The sequence below is a fragment of the Flavobacterium sp. TR2 genome (assembly GCF_025252405.1).
Classification (GTDB): domain Bacteria; phylum Bacteroidota; class Bacteroidia; order Flavobacteriales; family Flavobacteriaceae; genus Flavobacterium.
Genome location: NZ_CP104307.1, coordinates 191,034 through 209,152, shown reverse-complemented (window position 1 = coordinate 209,152; position 18,119 = coordinate 191,034). Strand labels below are relative to the sequence as shown.

General features: G+C 35.3%; 17 protein-coding genes and 1 tRNA gene. 8 read left to right on the top strand and 10 right to left on the bottom strand.

Annotation, left to right across the window (positions count from 1 at the left end; translation table 11 throughout):
- Positions 1 to 51 precede the first annotated feature (51 nt).
- The 6 genes from ribH to N4T20_RS00980 all read left to right on the top strand — a co-directional run bounded on the left by ribH (position 52) and on the right by N4T20_RS00980 (position 6,256).
- On the top strand, positions 52 to 624 hold the full coding sequence (ribH, locus tag N4T20_RS01005; protein WP_260671305.1) for a 6,7-dimethyl-8-ribityllumazine synthase: 573 nt from the start codon (positions 52 to 54) through the stop codon (positions 622 to 624).
- Positions 625 to 858: 234 nt separating this feature from the next.
- A complete protein-coding gene (locus N4T20_RS01000) occupies positions 859 to 1,440 on the top strand; it encodes a DUF6624 domain-containing protein (RefSeq protein ID WP_260671304.1) in 582 nt (193 codons plus the stop codon).
- A 159-nt stretch (positions 1,441 to 1,599) separates the two neighbouring features.
- The gene (gene mutL, locus N4T20_RS00995) at positions 1,600 to 3,540 is read left to right on the top strand and encodes a DNA mismatch repair endonuclease MutL (RefSeq protein WP_260671303.1); all 1,941 of its coding nucleotides are present in this window, start codon (positions 1,600 to 1,602) and stop codon (positions 3,538 to 3,540) included.
- A complete protein-coding gene (locus N4T20_RS00990; RefSeq protein ID WP_260671302.1) occupies positions 3,537 to 4,286 on the top strand; it encodes a rhomboid family intramembrane serine protease in 750 nt (249 codons plus the stop codon). The genes mutL and N4T20_RS00990 overlap by 4 nt, the downstream gene beginning before the upstream one ends.
- Before the next feature lie 42 nt (positions 4,287 to 4,328).
- Entirely contained in the window at positions 4,329 to 5,192 is an 864-nt protein-coding gene (locus tag N4T20_RS00985; RefSeq protein ID WP_260671301.1) for a rhomboid family intramembrane serine protease, read from the top strand.
- Positions 5,193 to 5,209: 17 nt separating this feature from the next.
- The gene (locus N4T20_RS00980) at positions 5,210 to 6,256 is read left to right on the top strand and encodes an endonuclease/exonuclease/phosphatase family protein (RefSeq protein WP_260671300.1); all 1,047 of its coding nucleotides are present in this window, start codon (positions 5,210 to 5,212) and stop codon (positions 6,254 to 6,256) included.
- 148 nt (positions 6,257 to 6,404) lie between these two features.
- Here the strand turns inward: N4T20_RS00980 and N4T20_RS00975 are convergent, their stop codons facing one another.
- The 7 genes from N4T20_RS00975 to N4T20_RS00945 form a co-directional block, all read right to left on the bottom strand.
- Positions 6,405 to 7,019 (bottom strand): WbqC family protein, encoded by a 615-nt coding sequence (locus tag N4T20_RS00975; RefSeq protein ID WP_260671299.1) that lies wholly within the window; start codon positions 7,017 to 7,019, stop codon positions 6,405 to 6,407.
- 97 nt (positions 7,020 to 7,116) lie between these two features.
- Entirely contained in the window at positions 7,117 to 8,670 is a 1,554-nt protein-coding gene (lepB, locus tag N4T20_RS00970; protein WP_260671298.1) for a signal peptidase I, read from the bottom strand.
- Between the two features lie 58 nt (positions 8,671 to 8,728).
- Positions 8,729 to 9,430 carry a 4-hydroxy-tetrahydrodipicolinate reductase gene (gene dapB, locus N4T20_RS00965; protein ID WP_260671297.1) on the bottom strand — a complete coding sequence of 234 codons (702 nt, stop codon included), beginning with the start codon at positions 9,428 to 9,430 and terminating at the stop codon, positions 8,729 to 8,731.
- Positions 9,431 to 9,470: 40 nt separating this feature from the next.
- Positions 9,471 to 10,031 (bottom strand): DUF5683 domain-containing protein, encoded by a 561-nt coding sequence (locus N4T20_RS00960; RefSeq protein WP_260671296.1) that lies wholly within the window; start codon positions 10,029 to 10,031, stop codon positions 9,471 to 9,473.
- Complete coding sequence (locus tag N4T20_RS00955; protein ID WP_260671295.1) at positions 10,031 to 10,933, bottom strand: ParB/RepB/Spo0J family partition protein; 903 nt, start codon at positions 10,931 to 10,933, stop codon at positions 10,031 to 10,033. Before N4T20_RS00955 ends, N4T20_RS00960 begins: the two co-directional genes overlap by 1 nt.
- Positions 10,934 to 10,938: 5 nt before the next feature.
- On the bottom strand, positions 10,939 to 11,706 hold the full coding sequence (locus tag N4T20_RS00950; RefSeq protein WP_008464569.1) for a ParA family protein: 768 nt from the start codon (positions 11,704 to 11,706) through the stop codon (positions 10,939 to 10,941).
- A 211-nt stretch (positions 11,707 to 11,917) separates the two neighbouring features.
- Entirely contained in the window at positions 11,918 to 12,322 is a 405-nt protein-coding gene (locus N4T20_RS00945) for a septal ring lytic transglycosylase RlpA family protein (RefSeq protein ID WP_260671294.1), read from the bottom strand.
- A 227-nt stretch (positions 12,323 to 12,549) separates the two neighbouring features.
- On the opposite strand from N4T20_RS00945, the gene N4T20_RS00940 reads away from it, so the two are divergent.
- Positions 12,550 to 14,721 carry a glycoside hydrolase family 55 protein gene (locus N4T20_RS00940; RefSeq protein WP_260671293.1) on the top strand — a complete coding sequence of 724 codons (2,172 nt, stop codon included), beginning with the start codon at positions 12,550 to 12,552 and terminating at the stop codon, positions 14,719 to 14,721.
- Between the two features lie 380 nt (positions 14,722 to 15,101).
- On the opposite strand, the gene N4T20_RS00935 is transcribed toward N4T20_RS00940, so the two are convergent.
- Positions 15,102 to 15,176 (bottom strand) — tRNA-Pro (locus tag N4T20_RS00935).
- A 177-nt stretch (positions 15,177 to 15,353) separates the two neighbouring features.
- Between N4T20_RS00935 and trxB the strand changes: the two genes are divergently transcribed.
- Positions 15,354 to 16,301 (top strand): thioredoxin-disulfide reductase, encoded by a 948-nt coding sequence (gene trxB / locus N4T20_RS00930; protein WP_260671292.1) that lies wholly within the window; start codon positions 15,354 to 15,356, stop codon positions 16,299 to 16,301.
- A gap of 138 nt (positions 16,302 to 16,439) precedes the next feature.
- Here trxB and N4T20_RS00925 read toward each other — a convergent pair whose 3' ends face one another.
- Together N4T20_RS00925 and N4T20_RS00920 are read right to left on the bottom strand one after the other, a co-directional pair.
- A complete protein-coding gene (locus N4T20_RS00925; protein WP_260671291.1) occupies positions 16,440 to 17,300 on the bottom strand; it encodes a DUF2807 domain-containing protein in 861 nt (286 codons plus the stop codon).
- A gap of 83 nt (positions 17,301 to 17,383) precedes the next feature.
- Positions 17,384 to 18,118, bottom strand: coding sequence for a head GIN domain-containing protein (locus N4T20_RS00920; protein WP_260671290.1), 735 nt, complete (start codon positions 18,116 to 18,118; stop codon positions 17,384 to 17,386).
- Position 18,119: the final 1 nt, after the last annotated feature.

Genomic DNA, 18,119 nt, shown 5'->3' with positions numbered 1-18,119 from the left:
ATTGTAGATTTGTAATTAAGAATTTAAAATCAAAAATCTAAAATATAAAAGATGGCTACTCAAAATAAAAATCTATCAGAATACGATAAAAACACAATCCCAAACGCGAAAGACTTTCGGTTTGGGATTGTTGTTTCTGAATGGAATGATACTATAACAGAAGGACTTTATAATGGTGCTTTTGATGCTTTGGTTGATTGCGATGTTCCTGCTCAGCAAATTATCCGTTGGAATGTTCCAGGAAGTTTTGAGCTGATTTATGGAGCAAAAAAAATGCTTCAAACTCAAAATGTTGACGCGGTTATCGTAATTGGATGCGTTATTCAAGGAGAAACAAAACATTTTGATTTTGTCTGCGAAGGTGTTACGCAAGGAATTAAAGACTTGAATGTTCAAACGGATATCCCAGTTATTTTCTGTGTTTTAACAGATAATAATATGCAGCAGTCAATTGATAGAAGCGGGGGAGCTCACGGAAACAAAGGAACTGAAGCGGCGATTGCTGCAATAAAAATGGCGTACATTCGTCAGCAGGCTTCAATGTCTCATGCTTTCAATCAGCCATTATTGACTTCGGGAGCACTTCAAATTGAAGATTCTCCGAAAAAAATAGAAAACGAATAAAGCACATTTGTTTTAAAAATATTAAAACCTATACTGTTAAAAGTGTAGGTTTTTTTTATGTTTTTTTTGTGATTCTATTAAGTTCTGTCAAATTCGGAATTATATTACATTTGAGTTAGTCTTTAATTAAGTTTCTATGAAAAAATATCTACTTTACGCTTTTGTTTTATGTTTGAGCCAAAGCTATGCTCAGAAAAAAATCAATGAAAATTTGAAAAAGAGCTCGATTCAATTATGAAATCGGATCAGATTCTTAGGGAATATATCAATTTTGGTACTTCTGAAAGTCGAAAAAAAGAAATAGTAAAAGAACTCGGGCGCGAAAATGATCCGAATTTTAGAAACGGCATTTGGCTAGAAATGCAAAAAAGAGATTCTCTTAACTTGATTAAGGTTGAAGAAATTATTAGGCAGTATGGTTATCCAGGAAAAAGTTTAGTTGGGGAACCAACCAATATTGCGGCATGGTACGTTATTCAGCACAGTTCAAAAATTGGAGATTATTTGCTAATGATTGAGCAGGAAGCGAAAAAAAAGGAGATACCTTTTACTTACTTTGCTAAAATGCAGGATCGTTATCTAACCCAGCAAGGAAAAGAACAGATTTATGGTACACAGGGTCAGATGAAACAAATAACAAACAAGCAAACAGGAAAAAAAGAGTTTTTTAATTATGTTTCTCCAATTCAAAATCCTGCTAAAGTTAATGATCGAAGAAAGAAAGCAGGATTTACAACGACGGTTGAAGAAAATGCCAAAGAAATGGGGATGGAATACAAAGTTTATACCTTAGATGAAATCAAGAAAATGGATTAGTTTTTTTGTGTCTAAACGGTAATCTTTCTGTTTTTTAGACTATTGTAGTTTTTGTTTTTTTTATGATTAATCATATTCTAAAAGCCGACCAAAATTCACTAAATTTGTACTTCTTGGTTTGCAAAAACCTAATCTAAACTTTAAAACTATTTTTGCTTAATGTCGAGTATTATTCAATTGCTTCCTGATCACGTTGCTAACCAAATTGCTGCTGGAGAGGTGGTTCAAAGACCAGCTTCAGTCGTAAAAGAATTGTTGGAAAATGCGGTCGATGCCAAAGCAACTGATATCAAATTAATTATAAAAGATGCCGGTAAATCGCTGGTGCAAGTTATCGATAATGGGGTCGGAATGACCGTTACCGATGCGCGCCTGTGTTTTGCCCGTCACGCAACTTCCAAAATACGTCAGGCAGAAGATTTGTTTTCGCTTGGAACAAAAGGTTTCCGTGGAGAAGCTTTGGCTTCTATTGCGGCGATCGCGCATATGGAAATGAAAACCAAGCAAGATCAGGACGAACTTGGAACTCATATTGTAATTGAGGGAAGTAAATTTATTTCGCAAGAAGTAGCCGTTTTGCCAAAGGGAACTTCCTTTGCAGTTAAAAACCTGTTTTTTAATATTCCTGCTCGCCGTAATTTCTTAAAGTCAGATACGGTTGAATTTCGTCACGTAATGGATGAGTTTCAGCGAGTGGCATTGGCGCATCCTAATATTCATTTTAGTTTTTATCATAACGGAAGCGAAATGTATAATCTTCCAGCAGCAGGATACCGCCAGAGAATTGTGGGTATCATGTCTGGAAAAACAAATGAAAAATTAGTTCCGGTAAACGAAGACACGGAGATTATCAACGTTCAAGGTTTTGTATGCAAGCCTGAATTTGCAAAGAAAAACAGAGGAGAACAGTTCTTTTTTGTAAACGATCGATTTATAAAAAGCAGTTTCTTGCACCATGCAGTAATGTCTGCCTACGACGGATTGCTGAAAGACGGGTCTCAGCCAAGCTATTTCTTATACTTGCAAGTTCCCCCAAATACAATCGATATTAATATTCATCCGACTAAAACAGAAATCAAGTTTGATGATGAACAGGCATTGTATGCTATTTTAAGAGCGTCTATCAAACATAGTTTGGGGCAGTTTAACGTTGCTCCGGTCCTAGATTTTGACCGCGATGCCAATTTAGATACGCCTTATCATTATAAAGATGTAGAAGCAGAAATTCCGACCATTCAGGTTGATGGGACTTTTAATCCTTTTACAGATGATAAAACCAATCAGCATTATAGTAAAGCTGCTTCAGGATCATCAGGATATAGTTCAGGGGCATCTTCATCATCTTCGTCAGGAGCGTCTTTTTCAGGATCGTCTTATTCTGGTTATTCTAAAAGAGTCGAACCAACCGCAAGCTGGGAAAGTTTATATGTTGGTTTAGATGTCGAAAATCCTGAAAGTATAGAAAGTTCGCCATTTACATTCGAAAATGAAGAGGTAACCTCTTCTTTATTTGATGATGAAGAAGTAGAACAGGCAACACAGAAAACCTATCAGATTCATAAAAAATATATTGTATCACCAATAAAATCAGGAATGATTATTGTCGATCAGCAGCGTGCGCATCAGCGAATTTTGTACGAACAATTTTTGCTGAATATGACCGTTAATCAAGCGGCGAGCCAACAGTTGCTTTTTCCTCTAGATTTATTTTATTCGGCTTCTGAAATGGAGCTGATTGAAGAACTAAAACCTTCGCTAGCCACAACCGGATTTGTTTTTGATGAAAGTAAAACAGATCATGTTGTAATTTCGGGAATCCCTGTAAATATTACTGAAAGCGAAGTTCCGCAGGTAATAGAACAATTGTTGAGCGATTTGCAGGATGGAATTCCAGCAAACAGTTACAGCCAAAATGATACAATAGCCAAATCGATGGCTAAAAGTTTAGCGGTCAAAACCGGATCTTATTTGACCGAAAAAGAACAAGATAATTTGGTAAACGGTCTGTTTGCCTGCAAAGATCCAAATATTTCACCTTTTCAAAAACCTACCTTTATCACTATGCGTGTTGAAGATATAGATAAAAAGTTTGCTTTATGATGAATATGACTCCAGTAGTTAAACAACTGCTAATTATTAATATTATATTTTTTATTGGTTCGCAATTGGTTCCAATTTCTTATGAATATCTTGCGATGTTCTTTCCGGAAAATCCCAATTTTAAAGTTTGGCAGCCTATTACCCATATGTTTATGCATGGCGGAATTATGCATATTGCTTTTAATATGTTTGCATTGGTTTCTTTTGGATCTGCTTTGGAGCATTTTTGGGGTGGTAAAAAGTTTTTGTTTTTCTACATTTCATGCGGTTTAGGTTCTGCATTGCTTCACACGGCGGTAAATTATTACTTTTTTGAGGATACAATTAATGTTTTGACGGCTAATGGTTATCATAAGGCCGATATATTGAATATTTTAAGTCAGGGGAAAATAGATACCAGATGGCAGACTTTAGTTAGTGCAGCTCAATTTGATGGGTTTACAGGCGCGTATATAGGAACTGTTGTCGGGGCTTCTGGTGCTATTTATGGTTTGCTGACGGCTTTTGCATTTATGTTTCCTAATGCAGAATTAGCGCTTTTGTTTATCCCGATTCCAATTAAAGCTAAATATTTTGTTCCTGGACTTTTATTGATGGACTTATTCTTAGGTGTAAAAGGAACTTCTTTGTTTGGCGGAGGCGGCACAGGGATAGCTCATTTTGCACACGTTGGTGGTGCAATCACTGGTTTTTTAATGATGTGGTACTGGAAAAAGAATCAGTTTAATAACAACCGTTGGAATTAATTTTTAACTTTAAAGTGCAAATTCTAAAATAAAAGAGTTTCTATGAATATTCTAGATGATTTAAAATTACAATATAGATTAGGAGGTATTGCCATGCGTGTTATGTATTGGAATATAGCATGTTTTATTGTATCGCTTATTTTCTTCTATAACTATTCAAATGGGTTATTTAATTTTCCGAGTTGGATTGCTTTGTCTTCAGATCCTCAGGTTTTTATGTTTAAGCCTTGGACTTTTTTGACCTACGCTTTTTTTCATGACGGATTTTTTCATCTGTTGTTCAATATGATGGTGCTTAATTTTGCAAGCACTTTGTTCTTGACTTATTTCACTCAAAAGCAATATTTAGGCTTGTATCTTTTAAGTGCTCTTTTTGCGGGGGTGGCTTTTGCATTGAGTTTTTATTTTTCTAATATCAGCGGTTCTATTGTTGGCGCATCGGCGGCTATCATGGCCATCTTAGTGGCAGCGACAACTTATTCGCCTTTGATGAATGTTCGCTTATTCTTATTCGGAAATGTTAAGCTTTGGCATATTACGGCTGTTATTATAATTTTGGATTTAATGCAGTTCCGTTTAGGAAATATGGGCGGACATATTTCGCATCTTGCTGGTGCTTTCTTCGGCTTCATTTATATTAAACTGCTTCAGAATGGCACCGATTTAAGCATTGTTGTTTCTAAAACGCTTGATTTCTTCGTAAATCTTTTTAGAAAATCTCCTACGACCCCATTTACAAAAGTTCATAAAAATTACAAAAGACCTGCAGAAAAGACAACGTCAAGAATTGTTACGAAAGATAAAACACAGCAGCAGATTGATGAAATTTTAGATAAAATAAGCCAGTCAGGATACGATTGCCTGACTAAGGAAGAAAAAGAGTTTTTATTTAAAGCTGGAAAATAAACTTGTAGGAGATAAATATGAAAAACCTTTCTTGGTTTAATAAAATAATGTTCTTTTTGAACATAGTGCTGACTGTGCTTACATTTAGCATCTATGTTTTGCCTTTTTTAGCACCTAAAAGTTTTCCGCTTTTATCGGTGCTTACTTTGTTTATGCCAGCCTTTTTTGTGGCCAATGTATTGTTTTTTGTCTATTGGGGCATTCAATTTAAAAAACGCCTTATTTTATCAGGGCTAGTTTTGCTGACAGGGATTACATTTATCAGTAAATTTTATAAGTTTTCTGGAAAAGAGTACGTAAAAGACGAAAAGGATTTTTCTGTAATGAGTTATAATGTCCGTTTATTTAATGTTTTTAAATGGCTGGATCGAGATGATATTCCGTCAAATATTAAAGCTTTTATAGACGAAAAAGATCCTGATATTTTATGCATTCAAGAATATTCAAATTCGGCACATTTGGATTTAAAAGTATATCCGCACCGTTACATTTTTATTGATGGCAAAAAAATTAAAACAGGCCAGGCTATTTTTTCTAAGTTTCCTATTATCGATCAAGGAAATATCATTTTTCCTAAGTCGGACAATAATGTGGTTTATGCGGATATTAAGCGCGGAAAAGATATTATTCGTGTTTACAATATGCACTTGCAATCCATTAAGATTTCTCCTGATGTAAGTGAAATTTCGGATGATATCGATAATGTCAATCAGAAGAAATCGCAGCGCATTTATGCTAGAATCAGCAAAGGATTCACGCAACAGCAAGAGCAGGCTGAAATTTTTAAAGAGAACATCAAAAAATGCAACTACCCAATCATTATCTGTGGCGATATGAATAATAGCCCGTTTTCGTATGTGTACAGAAACATAAAAGGAAAATTGAAAGATGCTTTTGAAGAAGCGGGAGAAGGTTTTGGCGCTACTTACAAATTCAAATATTATCCTGCTAGAATCGACTATATTTTTATGGATAGCAAAATGAAAGTGAAGGAATTTGAAAGCTTCTCTGATTTTGAAAATTCAGATCATTATCCAATCATGACAAGACTTTCGATGGAATGATTTATTAGTCGAAAGTCAAAAGTCGAAAGTCAAAAGTCAAAAGTCAAAAGTCAAAAGTCAAAAGTCAAAAGTCGAAAATCAAAAGTGGAAAGCCAAAGGTTAATAAAGATATATGAGAACTCATAACTCATAATCCACAACTCATAATTTAAATTATTTTCTGTGTCTTCAAGTAATCCATTGCAAATTTACCTTCGTTAAAAAGCAAATCCAAAACGCTTAAATTGTTGATGAAACCATGTTTGTCATCAAATACCTGAGTATATTTTTCAAACGAATTAGCATCTTTTTTACCGTTTGCCAAGTATCTGAAATCGGTAAAGTCGGTAACTTCATGGAAATATTCAGCTGTTTTTCCAAATTCCAGTTTCATTCGAAGGCATTTCGTGACAACGTCCAGAACTTCGAAGTTCAAGTCCATTAAAAATTGATGTTTTTTCTCAAAAATAGGAGCGATATCATCTTCGAAGTACTCAAAGAACGGAGAACTTCTGTATGCTGCTTCAAGCGATTTAAAATGCTGTTTCTGCCAATCAAATTCGTTTTCAATCAAAATGTCTTTCGTCTTCTGATGCGTCGCTTTAGAATGCTTAACGGGAATGTTTAGCAATTGAATTCCATTCGGACTATAGATGTAAGTTCTATTTCTATTGGTCTGTTTCTGAAAATTATCTTCCATTTCAAAAGTAATGCTGTCAGATTGCGCTATTACAGCAAAATGGCTAATAGATGGGAAATAAGTCGGAAGTATTAAGGAATTCATTTCGTTTTGTTTCAAGTTTAAAAGTTTCAGGTTTCAAGTTTCAAATTTTGCGTGAACTTGAAACTTGAAACCTGAATCAAAAATAACTTATTTTTTATTATGCTTTATTTTCTCTTCTTTTTTTCCAGATAAAATCTCCAACGAAGTAGATGGCAAGAAGTATTAGGAAATATTTGAAGTAAGATTGAGGCTGGCCTTCGCCGTCTACAGTGGTAAAAACTCTGTTCCAGCGAACTTTATTGATGCCTTTTCCGTTTGTATCCCAGCTCATCCAAATGAATACTGGTTTACCTACGATATGATTTTCTGGCACATAACCCCAATAGCGGCTATCTTCTGAGTTATGACGGTTGTCTCCCATCATCCAGTAATAGTTTTGTTTGAAGGTATATGTTGTTGCCGGCTTACCGTTGATTAAGAATTTTGAACCTTGTAATTCTAACGTGTTTCCTTCGTAATTTGTGATTATCTCTTTGTAAAAAGGAAGAGATTCATTTGTTAATGCAACAGTTTTTCCTGCCTCGGGAATATAAATTGGTCCCATATTGTCTTGGTTCCATTTATTGATGTGAGGGAAAATATCGTTGTTGTTTCCTGTGTCAACTTTTCTAATAACGGCAGTAACTCCAGGAGTGTTTTTAAACCTTTGAGCTCCAGCTTCTGTTAAGGCACCTAAATAAAGGGTGTCTCTTTTTTCGGTTCTAAAACCTGCAGGATCTGTGATGTCTAATTCTTTGAAGATTGTTTCAAAGTCAATAGGTGTTTTTCCGTCCAATGCTACAGCATATGAATACTGTGGTTTTGCTCTTTCTGGCAGGGCTAATTTTTTTCCGTTAATGAAAACGTAACCATCTTTTATTGATAAGCTGTCTCCAGGAATACCAACACATCTTTTTACGTAATTTGATTTTTTATCAATCGGTTTGATAACGCCCGGTCTTCCTTTTGGTTCAAAGAAATAATGCACTGTATCGACTGGCCAGTTAAAGACGACGATATCGCATCGGTTTATTTTTTGAATAGCAGGTAATCTAAAATATGGCAATTGCGGCCAGCTTAAATAAGATTTGCTTTTAGTTAAAGGAATAGAGTCATGAACCATTGGCAATGCAACAGTTGTCATCGGGACTCTAGGGCCGTAGTTTAATTTGCTCACAAATAAGAAATCGCCAATCAATAAAGATTTTTCTAATGATGAAGTCGGGATGGTGTAAGGCTGTACAACATAAGTATGCACTAATGTTGCCACTATAATGGCAAAAAGCAAAGAACTTACAGTATCTGCCGCTTTGTTTTCGGGAGTTAATTTACGGTCTTTGTTGTACTCTAATTTTTGAGTGTAGTTGACAACATAGATGTAAAAGCCTAAAGTGAAAAGACCTAAAATAGTGTCTAAAGTACTTTTTTTGCCAAAAGTTCTTAATGTTTCTACCCATACAACTGGAAACATAATCAGGTTGATGATTGGGATGAAAAGCAATAATGTCCACCATGTTGGGCGTCCGATAATTTTCATTAAAACAATTGAATTGTATACCGGAATTGCTGCTTCCCAGCTTTTTCTTCCTGCTGCCTGATACAATTTCCAAGTTCCAAGAAAATGAATGATTTGAACGGCTAAGAAAAATACGAACCAAGAGTAAAGTGTCATAATAATTGTATTTTAAGTTTCAAATTCAAGATTTGTTTTCTCTTAAATTTTAGTCAATTTATTGTAAGTTTAATACGTCTTTCATTGAGAAAACTCCCTGTTTTCCAGCAAGCCATTCTGCAGCGATAACAGCGCCAAGAGCAAAACCTTCGCGGTTATGGGCAGTATGTTTGATTTCGATGCTGTCAATAGGAGAATCGTAAGTTACTGTGTGTGTTCCAGGCACTTCGCCAATTCTTTTTGCTTCAATATGAATCTGATTGTTTTTGGCATCTTCTAAAGTCCATTCTGAATAGCTGCTGTTTTCAATAACACCTTGGGCTAAAGAAATAGCTGTTCCGCTTGGTGCATCAAGTTTGTGGATATGGTGGATTTCTTCCATCGAAACTTTATAAGAATCGAATTGATTCATGATTTTCGCTAAATATTCATTAAGTCCGAAGAAAATATTTACTCCTAAACTGAAATTTGAACTAGAAATAAAACCTCCTTTTTTCTCGTTGCAAAGCGCAATCATTTCGTCATAATGTTCTAGCCATCCTGTTGTTCCCGAAACCACAGGAACGTTAGCGTTAAAAGATGCAGAAATATTGTTTACTGCTGCTGATGGAACGCTGAAATCGATAGCAACATCAGCTGTTGAAAGTCCGTCATAGGTGTTAAATTCATCTTTCTTTAAAACTATTTCATGACCTCTTTCTAAAGCAATTCTTTCGATTACTTTACCCATTTTTCCGTATCCTAAAAGCGCAATTTTCATTATGATTTATTTTTTGATTTTTTAAATAGAATGCAATCTATTAAAACTTATAATTAAAGGTTAGTCCGACGTTTGGTTTAAATGTTACATCGTCAGGATAAATTTCTGGACGCATTGAAAGCCGTTCGTTTACGTTAAACTGTATCAATGCGGCATCAACATTGGCATCGATAATATTTAAGACATAGAATCCGACAACAAACAAAGCAGATAAATCTCTGTTTCTCTGATAGAATTTTTGCCCTTCAATAAGACGATTGTCATCCAAAAATTGATATTTGTCATCGTTATAGCCTTCTAATCTTCGTTTGTAGGCGTCGCGATAATCGTGGTATTTTTTGTTGTTGTCTATATAGAAATATAAACTCGTTCCGATTGCTCCGTAAACCAATGGGATTTTCCAATATTTTTTGTTGTATGCTTGGCCTAAACCTGGTAAAATAGCAGAATAAAAAGCTGCTTTTGCTGGTGTAAGCGGGTCTATTTCTTGTAATGCAGTAGTGTCTTTTACGACCAAAACCGTGTCTTTTTTTACCTGGGCAAAAAGAGAAACGGTTCCTGTTAGAAAGAACAATAGACCAATGGGGACAATTTTATTCACTATCCGTTTATTAATTTTATAATTCTGTTAAAGTCGGCTTCAGAATTAAATGGAATTGTAATTTTTCCTTTTCCGTTGCCAGCGACTTTTATATCAACTTTTGAGCCAAAATAATCGTTGAAAGTGTGTTTTTGTGTTTCTCTAACAATAAATCCAGCATCAGCTTTAGGTTTGCCATCTGCTTTTGGCTGCTGGCCTTCATGGTAATTTTTAACTAAAGCTTCTGTCTCGCGAACAGATAAGTTTTGGCTAACGATTTTTTGATAAATATCAGTCTGAACGTCTAAATCTTCGATGTTGATAATTGCTCTACCGTGGCCCATACTGATAAAACCATCGCGAATACCCGTTTGGATAATTGGATCTAGTTTTAAAAGACGCAAATAGTTGGCAATTGTCGAACGTTTTTTTCCAACTCTTTCACTCATTTGTTCTTGAGTTAATTGAATTTCGTCAATTAAACGTTGGTATGATAAAGCAATCTCGATTGGATCTAAGTCATGACGCTGAATGTTTTCAACCAAAGCCATAACTAATGATTCGTTGTCATTTGCAATACGAATATAAGCAGGAACATGAGTTAGGCCTACTAATTTTGATGCACGAAGACGACGCTCTCCAGAGATTAACTGGTATTTATTAAAATCTAATTTACGAACAGTAATAGGTTGAATTACACCAAGTTCTTTGATTGAAGTGGCTAACTCGCGTAACGATTCTTCATTAAAATTGCTTCTAGGCTGAAACGGATTTATTTCAATCGCACTTATTTCAAGCTCAATAATATTTCCAACAACCTTGTCAGCATTTTTGTCTTCTACTGATTTAATGTCGTTTTCCGGATCTTTTAATAAGGCAGATAATCCTCTTCCTAAGGCTTGTTTTTTAATTACTTTTGTCATAAAAACTATTTACTGTTTTTCTTTATAATTTCCTGTGCTAAATGAATGTAGTTTACGGCACCTTTGCTTGTCGCATCATAATTAATGATACTTTCTCCAAAACTCGGAGCCTCACTTAATTTTACATTTCGCTGAATTACAGTGTCAAAAACCATATCATTGAAGTGTTTTTGAACTTCTTCCACAACTTGATTAGATAAACGTAATCTTGAATCGTACATAGTAAGCAGTAAGCCTTCAATGTCAAGATCTGGGTTGTGTATTTTTTGAATACTCTTAATAGTGTTCAATAATTTTCCTAGTCCTTCAAGCGCAAAATATTCGCATTGAATAGGAATAACTACAGAATCTGCTGCTGTTAATGCATTCAGGGTTAACAGACCTAGAGAAGGGGCGCAGTCGATAATGATGTAGTCATATTCTTCTTTTGCTTCTTCCAATGCTTTTTTAAGCATATACTCACGGTTTTCCTTGTCAACCAATTCAATTTCGATAGCAACAAGGTCAATGTGAGCAGGTATCACATCTACGTTTGGTGCTGTACATTTTAAAACGGCTTCTTTTGGTGTTACAGTATGCTCAAGTATTTGGTACGTTCCGGTTTCAACTGTTTCTACGTCAATTCCAAGGCCTGATGTGGCATTGGCCTGTGGATCAGCGTCGATCAATAATACTTTTTTCTCTAAAACACCTAATGAGGCAGCAAGATTTACTGATGTAGTAGTCTTTCCAACGCCTCCTTTTTGATTAGCAATAGCAATGATTTTGCCCATTTATTTTCTGAATTTTGAACCGTAAAAATACAATTATTTATGGTTTCTGAAAATCTATTTTGTTAACATTTGCGAAAGTTTGCTTAATCGGGGATTCATGGGTGTTTGGCAGAAAATAATTTAAAATTATCTTCAAAATTTTAAATTATTTAATCGATGTTTTTGCTGTAAAAAAGCGAGAATCTAAAAATTTTATCTTTAGAAATAGAATTTATTTTACAATTTCAATAGTTACAGATAGCAAACCGCTTTTTTTATTGGAAGCAATTTCCATAAAGGCTCTTTTGCTGAGATCAATTTCTCTTCTTTTGACATATGGGCCTCTGTCAATGACTTCTACAATTGCGAATTTCTTATTTGCTTCGTTTGTTATTTTTAAGATTGTTCCAAAAGGTAATTTTTTATGGGCTGCAGTAAATTTATTATTGTTGAACCTTTTGCCGCTTGCTGTTTTTCTGCCATTAAATTTGTCATGGTAATAAGAAGCATGAGCATTTTTTTTGTATAAAACACTTTCTCTAACTGATGCAAATGTATTAATAGCTGTTTTGGTTTTTTGCCGTGCAATTGCGATGATAGAAAAAATTAAAGCAATATATAGTGCAATCTTTTTCATTTCTTTTTTCTTTCTGATTGTGGGCAAAAAAAAGCTATTCAAGAAAATCAGATAGGTTTAATAAGGTTTATTTATCTTAAAAAAAGGTAAAAACTTCCCGTTTTGTAGTGTTTTTGATGAGAAAATTGAGCCTGAAAACGGACATAAACGTTAGAGATTATTGCTATTTTGGGCTTTCTTAAAATTATAAGTATTACAATCTATCAAACCACAAAATGAACATTCTTATGAGGAAAAAAGTAATCTCATTATTGACCGTATTTGCATTTATGATGCTTTTCTGCAGTTTTGTCCCACCTTATTGGACTAACGAAAAAAATGAAGGAAGTAAAAATATAGAACGTAAAATTGTTTACAGCAAAAAGAAACATACTATCACATTATCATGGTCAGCTTTTGGTACCTCTGGAAATTATACAATTACAAGAGGAGGCAGCCGTCTAGCATCTGATTTTTTGTCGGTAGGATCAACTTCTAAATTGACATTTACCGACAATAAGCCAAATGCGAATAAATACGAGAACTATTATAAAGTTAGCCGAAATGATATTACGATTGTGATTTCGCTCGAAAATCAGATTTTTGGAGATAATATGTATTTCTATGATAGAAAACATGAAAAAGCTGATGCAGCGCGAAACGAAATTAACTCACAGTTTAGCAGTATTGGTTTAGGGGGCGCGAACGGCGAGTGGACAACAAAACGCCAGGCTTATTATTTTAAACCAAATGTTAATGGGCAGACGTATGATGTTGGCGGTTCTGGTTCGGCATCATCGGCAGAAGCCAATGCTATCGAGTTAGGGTTTTATTCTCATATTGGAGGATTGGGCAAAGTGCCTTCAGATGTTAAATTGGGAGCAATATTTACAAGGCCTCATCTTTCTGGCGGGGCAAATGCAACTTGCACATTTTGGCGCTCTGTAGAAAATATAGAGGTAATGCGCGATTTCTCTTGGGCAGTTTCTCAATCAACTAGTGCTCGAAGACTGCTGATAGAAAGCACTTCAAAATATATTTCCGATATTGGAAATACAAATTTTTGGGGCAGTGGCGGTTTTATTGCCGATGCTCATTACACAACTTCAAGGCCAAATTGGGGAGGACAGCAGCAATGGTATACTCGAAATACAGTTTTTCCATCGGGTTCTGGAGCCATGGGAGGTTCATACAATATGGTTTGGCAGGGTTGTGTAAATCCTCCGCAGGCAAATGAGTCTAATTCTCCTATTTCGACAACACCAATTATTAGAGAAAAGCCTTTTCTTTTTATTGGTGATGATGGAGAATATAAAGTGTTTATTCCGGCATGGCAAAAAGATCGAGTAGGAGTTTCTTGGTCCGCAGCAAATATGGGTGAAGGAAAAATTCAAGATTTGATTTCAAGCTGGTACGTTGCTAAAGAAGGAGATACTGATGCTGAGATTAATGCCGCATTGAAAGCAGGTAAGAATATCTTTTTTACTCCTGGACATTATGCATTGAATGCTCCTATTCAAGTAAATAGAAAGGATGCCATACTTCTTGGTGCCGGAATCGCTTCTGTAACGCTAGAGCCTACAGAAAAAAATACTTGGGGCTGCATTTTTGCAGATGATAAAGACGGAATTATCATTGCTGGACTTTTAATGGATTCATTAAATAGTACTACATATCAAGTTAGGATTGGAAATGAGGGGGCAAATGCCGATCATACCGCAGATCCTATTTTGCTTAGTGATATAACTTGCCGTGTAGGAGGAGTTCAGTCAAAAAATATTCAGATTCAAGCTTCTATGCAGATAAATAGTAATAATGTGGTGGGAGATCATTTTTGGTTGTGGCGAGCAGATCACGGTTCGCAGAAAGGCGGAGACGCACGTTGGTTGAGAGATAGATGTAAAAACGGACTTGTAGTTGCTGGTGATGATGTCACGCTTTATGCATTGTTTGTGGAGCATTATCAGGAATATGAAGTGTTGTGGCTTGGAGAACGAGGCAGAACGTTTTTCTTTCAGAACGAGCCGCCATACGATGCGCCAAACCAAGCAAGTTGGAGTAGTCAAGGTGGAAAGGTTGATGGTTACGCAGCCTTTAAAGTTGCGAATACTGTAAAAGAACATCATACAATAGGAATGGGGTCATATGCTGTTTTTACTGGTACTGACGGAAATGTGAATAAGAAAAACGGTTTTGAAATTCCAAACAGTCCAAACGTGAAATTGGAGAAAATGTGCATTACTCGTTTTGCAGGTTCTGGAAATATTCAAAATGTTATAAATGGTACAGGTGGAAGCACTGCTACAGGAGTAAAACGTCTTGCGTCATATAATAATGGAGAAGGGGTACAACCTTTTGATGAAGAATTTATTTTGCCTAATAAAGAATCTTATCCTTCTTATATAAGTATGGAGAAATAGCAGGAACGATTTTTTTGCCACGAATTCACGAATTATTTTTTCAAATCTTTTCTATCATTTGTTCGGATTAATTCGAATAATACTAGCTAAAGTGTTTAAAAAGAAAATTCGTGAATTCGTGGCGAATACTATTTATTTCGTTTCTAGTATGTTTACGAAATAGCTAACAAAGTAGCAAAGTTTTTTATTTGAGTTTAAAGCAAAAAAAAAGTCTCTTCAAATAAATGAAAAGACTTTTGTCGGGGTGGCAGTCCCGAAAGCTTTCGGGAGAATCTGCGGCCTTCCCGATCAGAATCGGGACGCGATAACCTTTTGCTAATGTTTTTATTTTGAGTTTATTGCAAAAAAAAAGTCTTTTCAAAAAAATGAAAAGACTTTTGTCGGGGTGGCAGGATTCGAACCTGCGGCCTCCTGCTCCCAAAGCAGGCGCGATAACCGGGCTACGCTACACCCCGAAGATGTAATTTTTGTTGTAGTGCCCGAAAGCGGATGCAAAGATATAAATAAATTTGATTTGTAAAAGGAAAAAATGAAAATAAATAAAACTTATTTTGAGATAGTTATTTAGGATTTATTTTCGTCTGTATTTTTTATAATAAAGTTTACATTTGCAACTCAAAAAAACTATTACTATGTCAAATACAATCGAAAAAATTAAATGCCTTATTATAGGTTCTGGTCCTGCAGGTTATACTGCGGCAATTTATGCAGCCAGAGCTAACATGAATCCAGTACTATATCAAGGAATGCAGCCTGGCGGTCAATTGACTACGACAAATGAGGTTGAAAATTTTCCTGGTTATGTTGATGGAGTTACAGGACCAGAAATGATGATTCAGCTACAGGAACAAGCAAAACGTTTTGGTGCAGATATTCGTGATGGGTGGGCAACAAAAGTTGATTTTTCTGGAGATATTCATAAAGTTTGGATTAATGATACAATCGAATTGCATTGCGAAACTGTAATTATTTCGACAGGCGCTTCAGCTAAATATTTAGGATTGCCATCAGAACAGCACTATTTAAATATGGGTGGTGGAGTTTCTGCTTGTGCCGTTTGTGACGGATTCTTCTACAGAAACCAAGATGTTGTTATTGTTGGAGCGGGAGATTCTGCGTGCGAAGAAGCGCATTATTTATCTAAGCTTTGTAAAAAAGTGACGATGCTGGTGAGAAGCGATAAATTTAGAGCTTCTAAAATTATGGAAGAGCGTGTTCGTAAAACTGAAAATATTGAGATTTTAATGAATCACGATACTGTAGAAGTTTTGGGAGATAACAACGTGGTTCATGCTGTTAAAGCTTTAAACAAAACAACTGGCGAGACAATCGAAATTCCTGCAACTGGTTTCTTCGTTGCAATTGGGCACAAGCCAAATACAGATATTTTTAAAGATTACATTACGCTTGACGAAACGGGGTATATCATAAACACTCCAGGTACATCTAAAACAAATGTTGAAGGTGTTTTTGTAGCGGGCGATGCTGCAGATCATGTATATCGTCAGGCAATTACTGCTGCAGGTACAGGCTGTATGGCGGCATTGGATGCTGAAAGATATTTGGCTTCAAAGGAGTAAGTTAAAAAGTTTCAAGTTTCAAGTTTCAAGTTCCAAGTTGTTGAAACTTTGAAATCTTTCTATAAAAAAATCCCAGTCTAACAATTTTCAGACTGGGATTTTTCTTTTCGTTATATTGATTTTTAAACTTTAAAAAGTTTACAAAGTTGTTGCTTTTGGTTTTGCTGCGCCTGGCTTTTTGATCAGTTTGGCTTCTTCGCTAAAGCGTGTAAGTTCTATTTTTGGATCACCATACAATGAAATTTCAGACTTATCTCCAGCTGCTATTGCGATCGTGTTTTCTGCTAAAATAGTAGCAATGGCAGAACCTTCAGCTGTAACATTTGCATCTTTCAAGGTAAATTTTACTCCCGTAAAAACAGTGTTATTGTCCAATCTGATGGTTGCTTTTTCAGCAATGCCTTCAATTGCAGCAGTGGCTTTTTGGTACAAATCACATTTGAATTTTATTGCAGAAACCAATGTTTTAATTCCGGCATTTTTGCTCAATTGCAGATTTCCATCTTCAGCTTTTAAATTTAGCTCTGTTCTAGATTTATCATCCGCAATTAAATTGAATTTTTTTGAATTTACATTCAAATACAATTTAGAGAAGTCCATACAATTCATTGTAATATCGTCTAATTGCAATTCTTGAATGGCATACACAATAGCTTCATTTTTAGTGATCACTTTATTCAATGATTTAGTATAAGTGACCTTAACAGATAGTTTTTTGAAAATAGTAGACTCTTTATTGGTGTATAATCGAAGCGTTTTTTCTCTTAAATCCATTCCTACAATATCGTGCAGGTTGTCATCGGCTTCAATTTTGATTTCGTTTTTTTCTCCTTGCTCCAAGTAAACCTCCAAATTATCATCGACCTCAAGAGCGTCAAAACTTCCAACTTCTTTTACTGAGGTAGTTACAATTTTAGAACCTTTAATTCTTTCTCTTTTTTGAGCAAAAGTTAGAGTTGCAACAAATAATAATAGGAGTAGGGCGGTACTTTTTTTCATTAATTCTAGATTTGATTTTGACAAATATAAAAAAATCATCCACTTGCGGTGAATGATTTCGTTTATATTTAACAGTTCATTTTTTAGCTTTTGCTTACGTTTCCTCCTGAACTTTCAGATTTTTCAACCGTTTTAGGATTGCCGCCATAATTGATGTTTCCTCCGCTAGAGGCCTCTGCTTTTAAACTTAAAATCGGACGTACAGAAATTGTTCCTCCGCTAGATGCATCGGCATGAACATCATTTGCCATTAATTTTTCTGCATCAATGCTTCCGCCGCTAGAAACCGAAGTAGTTAGGCTTAGCGCTTTTCCTTCGATATCTACAGAACTGCCGCTTCCTGCGTCTATTGAGATTCTATCAGATTCTATATTAACATCCATTGATGCTGCGCTCGAAACTTCTAAAGTAATATCTTCTCCTTGCACAAGTCCATTAGTTTCAACAGTTGATGCACTCGAAGCTTCTATTTTATGGATAGCAGGCATTTTTACGGTTACTGTTTTTGATGTAATATTGCGGAAAGAGCTGTATTTGCACTCAATAATAAGGGTTCCGTTTTCTACTTTGGTAACTATTTCTTTTTGTAGATTGTCATCGGCTTCAACTGTAATTTCTGTTACATCAGACTGCTCAACAACCAAATCGATGGCATTGCTTACAGAGATATTTTTAAACTCTCCTTGAACAGTTCTTTTTTCTTTGGTAACATTTCCGCTTCCTTCAATTGAGTTCATGTTAAAGTTGCATGAAGCAAACAATAAAGCTGTAACAGTTGCAATTATAAATTTCGTAATATGAATGATTATTTTTATCATG

Excerpts from the sequence above, each read along its gene's own strand:
- N4T20_RS00940 (WP_260671293.1), top strand. The coding sequence starts at position 12,550 with ATGAGGAAAAAAGTAATCTCATTATTGACCGTATTTGCATTTATGATG.
- mutL (WP_260671303.1), top strand. The coding sequence starts at position 1,600 with ATGTCGAGTATTATTCAATTGCTTCCTGATCACGTTGCTAACCAAATT.
- ribH (WP_260671305.1), top strand. The coding sequence starts at position 52 with ATGGCTACTCAAAATAAAAATCTATCAGAATACGATAAAAACACAATC.
- N4T20_RS00990 (WP_260671302.1), top strand. The coding sequence starts at position 3,537 with ATGATGAATATGACTCCAGTAGTTAAACAACTGCTAATTATTAATATT.
- N4T20_RS00950 (WP_008464569.1), bottom strand. The coding sequence starts at position 11,706 with ATGGGCAAAATCATTGCTATTGCTAATCAAAAAGGAGGCGTTGGAAAG.
- N4T20_RS00975 (WP_260671299.1), bottom strand. The coding sequence starts at position 7,019 with ATGAATTCCTTAATACTTCCGACTTATTTCCCATCTATTAGCCATTTT.
- N4T20_RS00925 (WP_260671291.1), bottom strand. The coding sequence starts at position 17,300 with ATGAAAAAAAGTACCGCCCTACTCCTATTATTATTTGTTGCAACTCTA.
- dapB (WP_260671297.1), bottom strand. The coding sequence starts at position 9,430 with ATGAAAATTGCGCTTTTAGGATACGGAAAAATGGGTAAAGTAATCGAA.
- N4T20_RS00955 (WP_260671295.1), bottom strand. The coding sequence starts at position 10,933 with ATGACAAAAGTAATTAAAAAACAAGCCTTAGGAAGAGGATTATCTGCC.
- lepB (WP_260671298.1), bottom strand. The coding sequence starts at position 8,670 with ATGACACTTTACTCTTGGTTCGTATTTTTCTTAGCCGTTCAAATCATT.
- N4T20_RS00945 (WP_260671294.1), bottom strand. The coding sequence starts at position 12,322 with ATGAAAAAGATTGCACTATATATTGCTTTAATTTTTTCTATCATCGCA.
- trxB (WP_260671292.1), top strand. The coding sequence starts at position 15,354 with ATGTCAAATACAATCGAAAAAATTAAATGCCTTATTATAGGTTCTGGT.
- N4T20_RS00980 (WP_260671300.1), top strand. The coding sequence starts at position 5,210 with ATGAAAAACCTTTCTTGGTTTAATAAAATAATGTTCTTTTTGAACATA.
- N4T20_RS00920 (WP_260671290.1), bottom strand. The coding sequence starts at position 18,118 with ATGATAAAAATAATCATTCATATTACGAAATTTATAATTGCAACTGTT.
- N4T20_RS01000 (WP_260671304.1), top strand. The coding sequence starts at position 859 with ATGAAATCGGATCAGATTCTTAGGGAATATATCAATTTTGGTACTTCT.
- N4T20_RS00985 (WP_260671301.1), top strand. The coding sequence starts at position 4,329 with ATGAATATTCTAGATGATTTAAAATTACAATATAGATTAGGAGGTATT.